General features: G+C 39.7%; 15 protein-coding genes. 8 read left to right on the top strand and 7 right to left on the bottom strand.

Going from position 1 to position 13,664, the window contains the following annotated elements; genetic code table 11:
* Nucleotides 1-288 (top strand): hypothetical protein (locus tag F8162_RS14055; RefSeq protein ID WP_192797620.1); only part of this gene is annotated, 288 nt, incomplete at its 5' end.
* A 44-nt stretch (nucleotides 289-332) separates the two neighbouring features.
* Here F8162_RS14055 and F8162_RS14050 read toward each other — a convergent pair.
* The 5 genes from F8162_RS14050 to F8162_RS14030 all read right to left on the bottom strand — a co-directional run bounded on the left by F8162_RS14050 (nucleotide 333) and on the right by F8162_RS14030 (nucleotide 5,327).
* Entirely contained in the window at nucleotides 333-755 is a 423-nt protein-coding gene (locus tag F8162_RS14050; protein ID WP_151633851.1) for an HAD family hydrolase, read from the bottom strand.
* Nucleotides 756-950: 195 nt separating this feature from the next.
* On the bottom strand, nucleotides 951-1,136 hold the full coding sequence (locus tag F8162_RS14045; RefSeq protein ID WP_000038783.1) for a hypothetical protein: 186 nt from the start codon (nucleotides 1,134-1,136) through the stop codon (nucleotides 951-953).
* 90 nt (nucleotides 1,137-1,226) lie between these two features.
* Nucleotides 1,227-2,312 (bottom strand): Ger(x)C family spore germination protein, encoded by a 1,086-nt coding sequence (locus tag F8162_RS14040; RefSeq protein ID WP_151633849.1) that lies wholly within the window; start codon nucleotides 2,310-2,312, stop codon nucleotides 1,227-1,229.
* The gene (locus tag F8162_RS14035; protein ID WP_151633847.1) at nucleotides 2,282-3,382 is read right to left on the bottom strand and encodes a spore germination protein; all 1,101 of its coding nucleotides are present in this window, start codon (nucleotides 3,380-3,382) and stop codon (nucleotides 2,282-2,284) included. Before F8162_RS14035 ends, F8162_RS14040 begins: the two co-directional genes overlap by 31 nt.
* 16 nt (nucleotides 3,383-3,398) lie before the next feature.
* Nucleotides 3,399-5,327: a spore germination protein gene (locus tag F8162_RS14030; protein WP_151633845.1), complete on the bottom strand. Its 1,929-nt coding sequence runs from the start codon at nucleotides 5,325-5,327 to the stop codon at nucleotides 3,399-3,401.
* 152 nt (nucleotides 5,328-5,479) lie between these two features.
* Between F8162_RS14030 and F8162_RS14025 the strand changes: the two genes are divergently transcribed.
* Nucleotides 5,480-6,604 (top strand): alpha/beta fold hydrolase, encoded by a 1,125-nt coding sequence (locus F8162_RS14025; protein WP_151633843.1) that lies wholly within the window; start codon nucleotides 5,480-5,482, stop codon nucleotides 6,602-6,604.
* A 49-nt stretch (nucleotides 6,605-6,653) separates the two neighbouring features.
* Here F8162_RS14025 and F8162_RS14020 read toward each other — a convergent pair whose 3' ends face one another.
* The gene (locus F8162_RS14020) at nucleotides 6,654-6,836 is read right to left on the bottom strand and encodes a hypothetical protein (protein ID WP_044737521.1); all 183 of its coding nucleotides are present in this window, start codon (nucleotides 6,834-6,836) and stop codon (nucleotides 6,654-6,656) included.
* 199 nt (nucleotides 6,837-7,035) lie between these two features.
* Here F8162_RS14020 and F8162_RS14015 point away from each other — a divergent pair, with 199 nt between their 5' ends.
* The 6 genes from F8162_RS14015 (at nucleotide 7,036) to F8162_RS13990 (ending at nucleotide 13,100) form a co-directional block, all read left to right on the top strand.
* Complete coding sequence (locus F8162_RS14015; protein WP_048529458.1) at nucleotides 7,036-7,341, top strand: rhodanese-like domain-containing protein; 306 nt, start codon at nucleotides 7,036-7,038, stop codon at nucleotides 7,339-7,341.
* A 77-nt stretch (nucleotides 7,342-7,418) separates the two neighbouring features.
* A complete protein-coding gene (locus F8162_RS14010) occupies nucleotides 7,419-7,643 on the top strand; it encodes a spore germination protein (protein WP_000512461.1) in 225 nt (74 codons plus the stop codon).
* 20 nt (nucleotides 7,644-7,663) lie between these two features.
* On the top strand, nucleotides 7,664-7,987 hold the full coding sequence (locus F8162_RS14005) for a hypothetical protein (RefSeq protein WP_151633840.1): 324 nt from the start codon (nucleotides 7,664-7,666) through the stop codon (nucleotides 7,985-7,987).
* 118 nt (nucleotides 7,988-8,105) lie between these two features.
* Nucleotides 8,106-10,883, top strand: coding sequence for a BclA-related collagen-like exosporium protein (locus F8162_RS14000; protein WP_151633838.1), 2,778 nt, complete (start codon nucleotides 8,106-8,108; stop codon nucleotides 10,881-10,883).
* A 173-nt stretch (nucleotides 10,884-11,056) separates the two neighbouring features.
* Nucleotides 11,057-12,070 (top strand): GTP 3',8-cyclase MoaA, encoded by a 1,014-nt coding sequence (gene moaA / locus F8162_RS13995; RefSeq protein ID WP_151633836.1) that lies wholly within the window; start codon nucleotides 11,057-11,059, stop codon nucleotides 12,068-12,070.
* Between the two features lie 16 nt (nucleotides 12,071-12,086).
* Nucleotides 12,087-13,100, top strand: coding sequence for a molybdopterin-synthase adenylyltransferase MoeB (locus F8162_RS13990; protein ID WP_151633834.1), 1,014 nt, complete (start codon nucleotides 12,087-12,089; stop codon nucleotides 13,098-13,100).
* Between the two features lie 38 nt (nucleotides 13,101-13,138).
* Here F8162_RS13990 and moaC read toward each other — a convergent pair whose 3' ends face one another.
* Nucleotides 13,139-13,624, bottom strand: a complete 486-nt coding sequence (gene moaC / locus F8162_RS13985) for a cyclic pyranopterin monophosphate synthase MoaC (RefSeq protein ID WP_151633832.1) — start codon at nucleotides 13,622-13,624, stop codon at nucleotides 13,139-13,141.
* Nucleotides 13,625-13,664: the final 40 nt, after the last annotated feature.

Here is a 13,664-nt window from a genome sequence, read left to right as displayed (position 1 = left end):
CAAGGTCAGCACGGTCATCAAGGTCAGCACGGTCATCAAGGTCACCAAGGTCATCAAGGTCAGCACGGTCATCAAGGTCAGCACGGTCATCAAGGTCAGCACGGTCATCAAGGCCAACAAGGTCATCAAGGCCAACACGGTCACCAAGGTCAACATCACCAACAATATCAACAACAGCAACAATCTTCTCCTTGGGCAGGTGGAATTGGAGCGGGAGCAGCAGGAGCAGCGGCAGGAGCGGCTAGCATTAGTGGAGCAGCAGGACATGCGGGACACGTGGGTCATTAATGAATTGCAGAAAAAAAGACATAATAAAAAACTGCTAGGAAATCCTAGCAGTTTTTTTCAGCTTCTTGGCGCTGACGTTCGATTTCAGCACGAAGTTGTGGTTCTGGTGCTTGCCAGCCTTCTGGTTTTAGAATTTTGCCATCACCTTCGCGGAATCGAGGTTTCCCGTCAGGGAATAATTTTGCCATGTTTGCATCATTTACAATTTCGAAGCCTTTATCTGGACGTACGCCCATTTCTGCAAACGTTCCGAATGCAAAGTAAATAAGGTCAATCAGTGCATCATATTGATCTTCAACAGTCGTTGCTTCTAGAAATTCTTCTAGCTCTTCTTGCATAAAGCTCGCACGGATTTTTGCACGTTCTTCTGTTAATTTTGTTGGAGTATTTGTCACAGGATGTCCGAATACTTCATGCATTTTTGCAACAAGTTCGTATCCTTTATCTAAACCTTTTTCGTTTGTCATGTTGTTTCATCCTTTCTCGCTTTGTGCCGAATCTCATTGTAACATAAGGTGATTATGAAATAAAAAGGGACTGTCCAAAAGTTTCATCTTTTAGTTCAGATAGCGATAGTGAAAGGTTATATCGACTTCACGACAAAACATAACCTGTTAATAAAAGAAAGCCATCCCAGAATACTTTTGGGACGGCCCTGCGCGCTATTCTTCTTTTTTTATTAAAATGGATAAAATAAGATCGATGCCAAACATACCAACGAGCAACATTGGTATAACGACAAGTAAATAACGTGTGAAGGAAACATTTTTTAAGTATGTATGAGCAAATAAAAAGACGCCGAGAAATAAAATACCGTTTAAAATAGGCTTTACTAATTTTTTAGACATAGGCTCCCCCATAAATATCTTCTCTCTCTATCTAAAATAAAAACTCCTCTTTCCGTTGTATCATGCCGGAGAGAGGAGTTCAATCATTTCTCATTCGATCACACCAGAATTTGTAATGTTTACGGTGTATTTTATAGTAACAGGGACATCTTTGTACATCCGTCTCCACTCTTCTAACTTGAATGGACGATAATGTTGCTTATATTTAGCTCCTAGCCCGAGCGGATCGACGCCTAAAGATTTAAACTGCTTAATTAGTTTGTCACCTTGTGTATCCAATTGCTTTTGGATAGCTTTTTCAATTTTTTTTGTGTTTTTAGGATTGTCTAAATTGATTTGCTTCGATAATTCTTGAATACGGGCATCAAGTGTTACATGAATGAAAAAAGAAGGCTTCCCATTTTTTATTGTTACTTCGTATGTTGGAACTGAACGGATATTATTAATCATTACGTACCCGGGATTGGCTTTAAATTCATGTGAATCTAATTTATGTTTTTCTAACAATCCCTTAAATACAAACATATCTTGTTCCTTGATTTTACCTACATATTTATCCTTTTTAAAAAGACCAATGCCGATAATTTTTATTTTATCTTTATGTTTTTTCAAAATTGGAACATAGTAGTCGCGACCTTCTTGATAATAACGAAATGCTCCTAAATGTAGATTGTCCCTTGGTAAAGGACCAGTCTCCATATTATGTTCTAGCAATTTTTTTATATAAATTGCAACGTTAGATGAAGTTGTGTATTTTCCTTTTAAAAGCTCAGTACCATTCCCGTCAAGCAAAGCGACATATAACGCATTCCCGATATTCACATCGCGGATTAATGTATCGAAGGAAGGGGCCATTCCTTTTTTTGCAATTCTTGTAGTAAATAGAGCGACCCGCATTTGTCCGCTTGCAAATGGTTGGGAAGACTCTAAAGATGTGTTTGCTTTTATTTGTTTTACTGCATTTGCGGATCCTTCAAAAACTTGAACTTTATTTCCTTTTTGTTGAACAGGGCAAACGAATGTAACCTTTACCTGATTATCTTTTGCTACATCAAAAACCGTTCCTTGAATAAGATGTACATCATCGATAATATTTTTTTGTAAACATCCAGTTAAACTGAAGAGTGTTATACAAGAAATAAGTATTAATTTGCTTGTGCTTTTGATTTTTTCCATTTTCTTTTCACCCACACAATAATAAATAGAATTGGGATGTATACATAAATGAGCCAAAAACTAACTCTTGATGCATAACTAATAAAATTGTTAATATCGTGTCTGTTTGTTAAAAGTTGTGAAACAATAAGTGTAATAAGCATAAAAGCAATTAAAATGCCTCTTTGTTTTACACGAAATATTTCATGAGTTCCTCTTGTTGCCGCCCATAAAGGCAGGATAAAACTCGTAATAATAACGAGTACATAAGCTGAAATTGCAATATATTCTAGCCTTTCTATGAATGGTAATTGAATGACTTGGGTCATAGAAAGTTGGGCCCAGATTGTTTTTAACAATTGTTTCTCACTAAAAAACGAAAAGGCTAAAAGGGTACTAAATAAATATAGAAGGTTTGAAAATAGTGCTCCGTATTGAGCGAATTTATGAGACTGCATAGGCTTTTTTACAAATGGATATACCATAAGATAAATCTCAAATCCTGTCATACTGTAGATTGACATATGAGCGCTTTTTAAGATATCTGAAAAAGAATGTGTGAACATAGGTAGTAAATTAGGCCAATGAGAGTATTTAAAAACGAATAAGCTAAGAAACAAATATCCCAATGTACCGCCAACAGAGATGACGCAAATGCCAGTAATGACACGAAAACCAGAAGAAATAATGTAATAACTCACTAAGCATAAAAATATTGTTAACATAAAGGTAGAGGCGGTAGGGAACATCCATACTTGAATAATTTCAACGTATGTTCGAATGACAGAAATGCTGACGGCTAAGAAATAAGCCATAAAAATGAGGTTCATCACATTTCCTAGCCATTTTCCAAATGTTTGTCGATGTAAATCAATTAAATTTCCGTTTGTTTCTTTTAATAAGACATACATCATCCATATAAGAATATGGATACAGATTCCTGTGATTAAAACTCCCATCCAGCCGTCGTATCCAGCAGCTTTTGCGATAATTCGAGCGAACCCGAGAACGCCAGCTCCAAACTGTGCACCGTGAATTAAGAAGAAAACAAAGACAGGAGATACTTGATATTTTTCTTGAACTTTACTCATCAATGCACCTCATTCCTTAATCATCAAAGTCTGATCGATGTTTTGTTGAAATTCCTTTTGCTGCTTTTTTTACATGTTGTGGCCTTGCTTGTACATCTCTTGTATCAATCATTGTTAAAGGAAAACGAATCCAAGAATCTTTAACAGATTGTTGTCTTGTCGGGTAAAACAAGGCGTAAGGCTTACGTAAGGAGGTAAGTCTAAATAGATGAGTAAATAAAAAGATAAATCCAATAGAAATCCCGAACAGTCCTCCTATTTCTGCAAATATGAGAAATGGGAAACGTAGTAATCGAACAGCATTACCCATTTTATAAATAGGTGTAATAAAGGAAGCGAGTGCTGATAAGGCAACGATAATTAATAAAATGTTACTCGTTAAACCAGCTTGTACAGATGCTTGCCCGATTACGATACCGCCTACAATACCGAGCGTTTGACCAACTTTCATCGGTAACCTCGCGCCAGCTTCTCTTAATAAGTCAATTGCGAGTTCTAAAAATAGTGCTTCAATTAAAGGGGGGAATGGTACTTGTGCCCTTGATAAAATTAAAGTTTCAAGTAAATCGCTCGGAATAAGTTCATAATGATAATTTAAAACTGCAACGTATAATGGTGTAGCACATATCGAGAATAGAACGGCGATAAGGCGTAAAATTCTTGAAAATGTAGCGTATAGCCAAGAGACGTTATAGTCTTCTGGTGAAATGAAAAAGTCGAAATAGGATACAGGTGTTAGTAAAACACTTGGAGAACCATCAACAAAAATAGCGATTTTTCCATCAATTAGTGCTTTTGTAACTCTATCAGTACGTTCTGTATTGATATAGAGAGGAAAAATCGACTTTTCTCCCATTAATTCTTGTATATAAGCACTATCATTAATTTGATCATATTCAAGAGCGCGTAATGAATCTTCTAGAAAATCTATATTCTCTTTTTCAGCAAGGTTATCCAAATACATCATGACAACTTTTGTTTTGGAAAACTCGCCGACAATCATTTCTTTTGTATGTAAATCTAAAACTGGAAGACGTTTTCGTACTAAATTAATATTTGTATCAATATCCTCCACGAAACCTTCTTGAGGACCGATAACAGTCGATTCATTTAAAGGAGGAGTTGGTGCGCGATAATTATCAATTGCAATGTTTGCGAGCATACATTTTTGATCTTTCTGATTCAACTGAATAATCGCATGCCCCTTTAAAACCATGTCCTCAATTTTTTGTAAATCGTTTGTAATTGTAATGCCGCTCATTGGAATATGTTCTTTCAGTTCTTCTAGTGAAGCGTTAGGTCGTTCTAAAAGAGTAGGCATTAAATACTTTTGCAATTTCTCTCCATCAAGCGAAGGACGATAGTAAGAAATCCAATAAGGCATCGTTTCATCGTCAGATGTGTGATAATTAACAAAATCACTAGACTGTTTGAGCTTCTCTATTAAATCTTGTAGAGAATGAATACGGTCTTTTTCTGGTTTCGTAAAATCATAAATACTATTATTTCCAGAGTGTAGCTGTTTATCTTGAGATGAGTCACCTTGTTTAGAGTTTTGCTGTTTACCTTGATTCGAATTATCTTGTTTAGAGCTTTGTTGTTTATCCTGAGCTGAATCGCCTTGCTTAGAATGTTGCTGTTTCTCCTGATTCGAGTCATCTTGTTTAGAGCTTTGCTGTTTCTCCTGATTCGAGTCATCTTGTTTAGAGCTTTGTTGTTTATCCTGATTCGAATCCTTTTGTTTAGAGTGATGCTGCTGATCCTGGGAAGACTCCTTATGCTCTTCTTTTTGTTGCTCGATCTTGCTATCTTTATTATGTTTCATACTTCTAGTCTGTTCTTTGTTATCATCCTCTTGGTTGTTAGGTTGTTGCTCCGAGTTATCTGTTTCGCTTTTCTCTGTCGTATTTGATTTTTTTTTCTTACGTAGCCAATTCCAAATCATATGTATGCCCTCTTTGATTGTGTAATATAGTGCTATTTTGTGGCTAATTTTGTATATTATTCATTTATTTATGAAAAGAAGGAGGAGATTGGTTTGCATAGAAAAAATCCTTTAGTAAGCAGTTCATACTATGACGGGGAGAGGGCGAGTCTGTGCAATTTGTAAAAAAAGAAAAGTTTATTTTAAGAGAGTTTACGTTTGAAAATGGTAGGGAAATTCCTGTTCAAATGGGGTACGAGACGTATGGTATTTTAAATAGAGAAAGGTCAAATGTGATTTTGGTATGCCATTATTTTAGTGCAACGAGTCACGCGGCAGGAAAATATACAGCGCATGATGAGGATTCTGGTTGGTGGGATGGTTTAATTGGACCGGGAAAAGCAATTGATACAAATAAATACTTTGTTATATGTACTGATAATCTTTGTAATGTGCAGGTGAAAAACCCTTATGTGTTTACAACAGGACCGAAATCAATTGATCCGAAAACTGGAGATGAATATGCGATGGATTTTCCGGTTTTTACATTTCTTGATGTAGCTCGTATGCAATATGAGTTAATAAAAGATATGGGAATCGTAAGGCTACATGCTGTAATGGGACCGTCAGCTGGCGGGATGATTGCGCAGCAATGGGCTGTTCATTATCCTCATATGGTAGAGCGGATGATTGGTGTTATTACGAACCCGCAAAATCCAATTATTACGTCGGTAAATGTAGCGCAAAATGCAATTGAGGCTATTCAACTGGATCCAAGTTGGAAGGGCGGAAAATATGGAGAAGAGCAGCCAATGAAGGGACTTCATTTAGCAAACAGAATGATGTTTATGAATGCATTTGATGAGCATTTTTATGAAACAACATTCCCTCGTAATAGTATAGAAGTAGACCCTTATGAAAGGTTTTCTACATTAACATCATTTGAGAAAGAAATAAATAAAGTGACATATAAAAGTATAGAGTTAGTAGATGCAAATTCGTGGATGTACACTGCGAAAGCAGTTTTATTACATGATATTGCGCATGGATTTTCGTCTTTAGAAGAGGCACTGTCTAACATAGAAGCGAATGTACTTATGATTCCGTGCAAACAAGACCTGCTTCAGCCGTCACGTTATAATTATAAAATGGTAGATATTTTGCAAAAACAAGGAAAATATGCGGAAGTGTATGAGATAGAAAGTATAAATGGGCATATGGCGGGAGCGTTTGATATTCATTTATTTGAAAAGAAAGTTTATGAATTTTTAAATCGGAAAGTATCTAGTTTGGTGTAGAAAATAAATGGTGTGAAAAAGGTGCAATGTATGTAGTAGGCACCTTTTTTTACATGATTTGTAGACGGAAAATATATGTGGCAATTGCTATACCGAAGAATGCGATACTAAGCAATAGAAATAAGAATGACATTTCTTGTGGTGATTTTATCTTTTTATTATTTTTCATACTAAGTGCAATAATTGCGGCGATTAAGAAAATGATGCCCATAATGAAAAGAAAAAGTGTCATTTTCATTGACTCCTTTCATAAAACAAGTATATTGAGGATACAATGCAGGAGTTAGATTTGTAAAGAATAAGTTTTGCGGGAAAATTGAGAAATAAATTTTCCGTTCTTTGCGTTCTTTCTTTCGCATGCTAAAATTGATTAGACATGCTTGTTTAAGGAAGAGATTAAAGGTTTTATTGTATATAAGGAGGAACGACATATGACAGAAGTTAAAACAATTACCACAGAAGAAGTGCAAGAGCGTTTAGAAAGCGGAGAAACGTTATTTTTAGTAGACGTAAGGGAAGATGAAGAAGTAGCGGCAGGCAAAATTCCAGAAGCTGTACATATTAAAATGGGCGATATCCCAAATAAAGTAGACTTCTTTGATAAAGAGAATGAATATATCTTTATTTGTCGTTCGGGAATGCGTAGTGAAAATGTATGCCATTATTTAAATGAGCAAGGATTTAAAACAGTGAACATGGTTGGCGGTATGCTTCAATATGAAGGTGAAACGAAATAAGTAGCTTAAAAAACTTGAAACGTGTTTGTTTCAAGTTTTTTTCTTTTGCATACAGTGTACAAAAGGGGGATAGGTAAATGGGGATTAACTTGCGGAAGGTAAAAATTATTAATAATACAGGGGCTGTTAATGTCGGCGATTGTTATGATATCTCACCTTTAGCTGTAGCAAAAATATATGCAGGTGCTGGAGGGTCGAGTGCGGCTATTTTTTTAAATGGGAAAAGACAGCCAGAAGCGGTGATTCGAACATCAGTATTTCTTCCGCCTTTGGCAACGAGTACACGTACATTAGGTTCATAGAGGAAAGGTAGAGTGTAATTATGCCTGCTCATATAAAAGAGTTTGTTATTGTAAATAACACTGGGAATATATTTACCGGTGATAATTTGAGTGATAATTCATTTACTGCTACGAAATCGTATAGTGGTTCAATGGGTTGTACTTGGATTGATGTTGTTACAGTAATAGGAACGGAGACGAAGCTTTGTTTACAGCCAGGTGATTCGGTGACGACAACATATACACGAGGTACTCCTGCTGGTACTGTAACAGGAACCAATATGGGGCAAAGTGTAAATACATCGGGTATAGCACAAGCCGTCCCGAATACAGATAATACGGATTCAACTGCCGGACTCCCTTAAGGAATTAAGGGAGTTTTTATTATTCAAAATAAAAATAGTCTTTGAGATTGTTTTTGTAAATACATATTAAGAAGAGGTTTGTTTAATGTAAAAAAGATGGTGTGTAGGTGGTGAAAGTGTGAAAGAACGCGATAAACAAAATTCATTAAACTCTAATTTCAGAATTTCACCAAATCTTATTGGACCTACCTTTCCTCCCGTTCCAACGGGATTTACTGGTATAGGGATTACAGGCCCAACCGGTCCGCAAGGTCCAACAGGCCCACAGGGACCAAGAGGATTACAAGGTCCGATGGGGGAGATGGGCCCGACAGGACCTCAAGGTGTCCAAGGGATTCAAGGACCAGTTGGGCAAATGGGGGCAACAGGACCAGAAGGACAGCAGGGGCCACAAGGATTGAGAGGACCACAGGGAGAAACGGGATCTCAAGGAGTTCAAGGTGTGCAAGGGTTACAAGGTCCGATTGGTCCAACGGGAGCGACTGGAGCACAAGGAATACAGGGTGTACAGGGATTACAAGGTCCAATTGGTGCAACAGGAACTGAGGGACCTCAAGGGATTCAAGGTGTGCAAGGAGTACCTGGAGCAACTGGTCCACAAGGGATACAAGGAGCGCAGGGGATGCAAGGCCCACAAGGACCGAGTGGAAATGCGGGGACAACAGGAGCAACTGGTCAAGGTGTTACAGGCCCAACTGGAATAACAGGTCCAACAGGGATAACGGGTCCATCTGGAGGTCCTCCAGGTCCGACAGGGCCAACTGGTGCGACAGGTCCAGGAGGTGGACCGAGTGGGAGTACGGGTGCGACGGGAGCAACAGGAATTACAGGGGCAATTGGAGCAACGGGAAATACAGGTCCAACTGGAAGTACAGGAGAAACAGGAGCACAGGGCCTGCAAGGAATACAAGGGGTTCAAGGGCCAATTGGACCAACGGGTCCAGAAGGTCCGCAAGGTATTCAAGGTATTCCTGGTCCGACGGGAGTAACTGGTTCACAAGGAATCCAAGGTGTTCAGGGAATTCAAGGGATAACAGGGGCAACAGGAGATCAAGGTCCACAAGGTATACAGGGGGCTATAGGACCTCAAGGTGAAACCGGAGCAACAGGAGATCAAGGTCCGCAAGGTATACAAGGGGTACCAGGGCCAACAGGAGAAACGGGACCACAAGGGGTTCAAGGAATACAAGGTCCGATGGGTGAAATAGGACCAACAGGACCAGAAGGCCCAGAAGGACTTCAAGGGCCGCAAGGAATACAAGGGGTGCCAGGACCAGCTGGAGCAACCGGTCCAGAGGGTCCGCAAGGTATACAGGGAATTCAAGGACCGATAGGAGCAACTGGTCCAGAAGGTCCACAAGGTATACAGGGGGCTATAGGACCTCAAGGTGAAACCGGAGCAACGGGAGCACAAGGTGCAACTGGAATTCAAGGTGTACAAGGGAATATAGGTGCAACAGGTCCAGAGGGCCCGCAAGGAGTTCAAGGTGCTCAAGGAGCGATTGGCCCAACAGGTCCAATGGGGCCACAAGGAGTTCAAGGAATTCAAGGAATTCAAGGAATTCAAGGAGCAACGGGTGCTCAAGGAGTGCAAGGTCCACAAGGAATACAGGGAATCCAAGGTCCGACAGGAGTAACGGGGGATACGGGTACAACAGGTGCGACAGGGGAAGGAACTACAGGCCCAACTGGAGTAACTGGTCCAACAGGGGTAACTGGTCCTTCTGGAGGCCCAGCAGGCCCGACTGGTCCGACGGGGCCATCAGGACCGACTGGTGTGACAGGTCCATCCGGTGGCCCACCTGGCCCGACAGGGGCAACAGGTTCGACAGGAGTAACGGGAGATACTGGGGCTACGGGCTCAACAGGAATGACAGGAGCGACAGGAGAAACGGGAGCAACCGGGGTTACGGGTTTACAAGGCCCGCAAGGAATACAAGGAGTGCAAGGGATCCAAGGTCCAACAGGCCCGCAAGGTGTTCAAGGTCCCCAAGGGATACAAGGAGTAACTGGGGCGACAGGAGATCAAGGTTCACAGGGAATCCAAGGTCCACAAGGAATTCAAGGTCCAACGGGTCCACAAGGGATACAAGGAGATCAAGGCCCCCAAGGAATCCAAGGTGTGACAGGGGCAACCGGAGCACAAGGTCCGCAGGGAATTCAGGGGATACAAGGTGTGCAAGGTCCGACTGGTCCACAAGGCCCAACCGGAATTCAAGGAGTACAAGGAGAAATAGGTCCAACCGGTCCGCAAGGCGTGCAAGGATTGCAAGGTCCACAAGGCCCAACAGGGGACAGAGGACCGACTGGAACACAAGGTTCACAAGGGATTCAAGGTCCAACAGGAGTCACGGGAGCAACAGGAGCGACCGGTCCTCAAGGAATCCAAGGCCCACAAGGAATCCAAGGTCCAACAGGGAATACGGGTCCAACTGGTTCGCAAGGAATCCAAGGTCCAACAGGAGCGACAGGAACCACCGGAGTTAGTACAACTGCAACGTACTCATTTGCAAATAATACATCAGGAAGTGCTATTTCTGTTCTGTTAGGTGGTACGAATGTACCGTTACCGAACAATCAAAATATTGGTCCAGGGATCACTGTTAATGGTACGAATACTGTATTCACAGTTGCGAACGCAGGGAATTATTATATAGCTTATACAATTAATATAACGGCAGCTTTACTCGTAAGTTCACGTATAACTGTAAATGGGGTTCAACTTGCAGGAACGGTTAATTCACCAGCAGTAGCTACAGGTTCGTTTAATGCGACAATCATTGCTAATTTGCCTGCTGGAGCTGCTATTAGTCTGCAGTTATTTGGATTACTTGCAATAGCTACATTATCTACGACAACACCAGGAGCTACGCTAACTATTATTAGGTTAAGTTAATAGGGAGAAAACCTTGGGGCTTTTATGCTTCAAGGTTTTTTATCTCGTTATAAGTAGGAAGTCTAATTGGTTAGGAAAGTTTCACTTTATTCACTTGAGCAAAAACATCGCAGTTCGAAAATATATTATAATAGAATGAAAAGAGAGAAATTTGGCAGAAAGGGAGGGTGGCGATGCAGGAGATGGTTACAGATTTTTTTGGACGCCCACTTCAAGATTTGCGCATATCTGTCATTGATCGTTGCAATTTTAGATGTACATATTGTATGCCAGCGGAAGTGTTTGGGCCAGATTATGCTTTTTTGAAAGATGAGTTTTTACTGACGTTTGATGAAATTGAGCGTTTGGCAAAATTATTTGTTAGCATCGGTGTACGAAAAATTAGAATTACTGGTGGCGAGCCACTGCTTCGTAAAGATTTAACAAAACTTATTGCACGTCTCGTGAAAATTGAAGGGTTAGTAGATATAGGGTTAACGACAAATGCGATTCATTTAACGAAACAAGCAAAAGCATTAAAAGAAGCTGGATTACATAGAGTAAATGTTAGCTTGGATGCAATAGATGACGATGTATTTAAGGACATTAATGGCCGGAATATTAATACGAAACCTGTTATAAAGGGAATTATGGCTGCAAAAGAGGCCGGGCTTGATGTAAAGGTAAATATGGTTGTGAAAAAAGGGATGAATGACCATCAAGTACTTCCGATGGCTACTTATTTTAAAGAGCAAGGAATCACGCTTAGGTTTATTGAGTTTATGGATGTTGGTAGTACAAATGGATGGAACTTTGACCAAGTTGTTACAAAGCGAGAGTTAATTGAGATGATTCATAGCGTGTATCCACTTGAGCCAGCTGAAGCGCATTATTTCGGTGAAGTTGCGAAGCGATATCGTTATCTTGGAACAAATGTCGAAGTCGGTTTTATTACTTCTGTTTCTGAGTCATTTTGTTCTTCTTGTACGAGAGCGAGAATTTCGGCAGATGGAAAGTTTTATACTTGCTTATTTGCGACAGAAGGATTGGATGTAAGGGAACTTCTTAGAGGAAATCTTTCGGATGATGAGTTAGTAAACGTTATACAAGATGTATGGATGAATAGAAAAGATAGGTATTCAGATGAACGGACAGAAGAAAGTGCAAAGAATCGTCCGAAAATTGAAATGTCTTATATAGGAGGATAAGAAAGGGGGATATCGTATGCAGGAGCGATATTCAAGACAAATATTATTTTCTGGTGTTGGAGAAGAAGGACAGAGAAAAATTAGAGAGAAGCATGTGCTTATTATCGGCGCTGGTGCTCTCGGTGCAGCAAATGCAGAAGCGATTGTTAGAGCAGGTGTTGGAAAAATAACAATTGCGGATCGTGATTATGTAGAATGGAGCAATTTACAAAGGCAACAATTATATACAGAAGAAGATGCAAAGCAGTATAAACCGAAGGCGGTAGCAGCGGCAGAACATTTACAAGCGATTAATTCTGAGGTGGAAATAAATCCGGTTGTGACTGATGTAACAGTGCAAGAAATGGAAGAGCTAGTGAATGATGTAGATTTAATATTAGATGCGACAGATAATTTTGAAACGCGTCTTCTTATTAATGATATTTCACAAAAGTATAATATTCCGTGGATATATGGTGGTTGTGTCGGAAGCTACGGAGTAACGTATACAATTTTACCAGGAAAAACACCGTGTTTCCGCTGTTTAATGGAGCATCCGGCGAGCGGAGCAACATGTGATACGGCTGGTATTATACAGCCAGCAGTACAATTAGTAGTGGCGCATCAAATAACGGAAGCGCTGAAAATATTAGTAGAAGACTATGGGGCACTTCGCGAAACGATGTTATCGTTTGATCTTTGGAATAATCAACAGATGGCCTTTAAAGTGAATAGGCAGAAAAAAGACACATGTCTATCTTGCGGAAGATTACGTACATATCCGAGTTTAACGTTTGAAGCACAAACGAAAACAGAAGTGTTATGTGGCCGAAATACAGTACAAATCCGTCCAGGTGTGAGGAATGAATTTAATTTAGAAGAAATTAAAAAGCGCTTACAAAGAAGTGTGGATGTAAAATCTACTCCGTATTTATTATCATTTCTGGTAGAGGAATTTCGTTTTGTTTTATTTACAGATGGCAGGGCGTTTATTCATGGGACGAATGATATAAATGTAGCAAAACGTTTATATGCAAGATATATAGGTTGAACCTAAAGGGGAATCCTTTAGGTTCAACAGAGAGAAGATTAAGATTTTCTCGTATAATCGCCACTTTTTCCACCTGTTTTTTCAAGTAAGTACGTTTCGCCAATAATCATACCTTTATCAACAGCTTTACACATATCGTACACGGTAAGAGCGGTTGCGGAAGCGGCTGTTAAAGCTTCCATTTCGACACCTGTGCTACCTTCTGTTTTAACTTTTACTTCAATAAGTAATCGATATTGTTCTTCGGATTGTTTCCAATCGAAAGAAACGTCAACACCTTTTAATAATAAAGGATGGCACATTGGGATAATATCGGAAGTGCGTTTCGCAGCCATAATACCAGCGATTTGTGCAACTGCTAATACGTCACCTTTCCCGATTTCGTTGTGAGTGATTTTATCATAAATTTCTTTTGTAACGACAATGCTAGAGCACGCAATTGCTGTTCGAACGGTTACTTTTTTGTCGCTTATATCAACCATCTTCGCGCGTCCTTGGTCATTAAAGTGTGTAAATGAAGACATGGAATTCCTCCTTGAAGTAATTTCTATTTAATATATAAAG

Origin of the sequence: Bacillus sp. CH140a_4T, assembly GCF_008923725.1 — a bacterium.
Lineage (GTDB): Bacteria > Bacillota > Bacilli > Bacillales > Bacillaceae_G > Bacillus_A.
The sequence above is the reverse complement of the archived record's forward strand: the minus strand, read 5'-3'. Positions and strand labels throughout refer to the sequence as shown.

Coding starts and splice junctions, on each gene's coding strand:
- F8162_RS14050 (WP_151633851.1), bottom strand. CDS start 755: ATGACAAACGAAAAAGGTTTAGATAAAGGATACGAACTTGTTGCAAAA.
- F8162_RS14045 (WP_000038783.1), bottom strand. CDS start 1,136: ATGTCTAAAAAATTAGTAAAGCCTATTTTAAACGGTATTTTATTTCTC.
- F8162_RS14040 (WP_151633849.1), bottom strand. CDS start 2,312: ATGGAAAAAATCAAAAGCACAAGCAAATTAATACTTATTTCTTGTATA.
- F8162_RS14035 (WP_151633847.1), bottom strand. CDS start 3,382: ATGAGTAAAGTTCAAGAAAAATATCAAGTATCTCCTGTCTTTGTTTTC.
- F8162_RS14030 (WP_151633845.1), bottom strand. CDS start 5,327: ATGATTTGGAATTGGCTACGTAAGAAAAAAAAATCAAATACGACAGAG.
- F8162_RS14020 (WP_044737521.1), bottom strand. CDS start 6,836: ATGACACTTTTTCTTTTCATTATGGGCATCATTTTCTTAATCGCCGCA.
- F8162_RS14015 (WP_048529458.1), top strand. CDS start 7,036: ATGACAGAAGTTAAAACAATTACCACAGAAGAAGTGCAAGAGCGTTTA.
- F8162_RS14010 (WP_000512461.1), top strand. CDS start 7,419: ATGGGGATTAACTTGCGGAAGGTAAAAATTATTAATAATACAGGGGCT.
- F8162_RS14005 (WP_151633840.1), top strand. CDS start 7,664: ATGCCTGCTCATATAAAAGAGTTTGTTATTGTAAATAACACTGGGAAT.
- moaA (WP_151633836.1), top strand. CDS start 11,057: ATGCAGGAGATGGTTACAGATTTTTTTGGACGCCCACTTCAAGATTTG.
- F8162_RS13990 (WP_151633834.1), top strand. CDS start 12,087: ATGCAGGAGCGATATTCAAGACAAATATTATTTTCTGGTGTTGGAGAA.
- moaC (WP_151633832.1), bottom strand. CDS start 13,624: ATGTCTTCATTTACACACTTTAATGACCAAGGACGCGCGAAGATGGTT.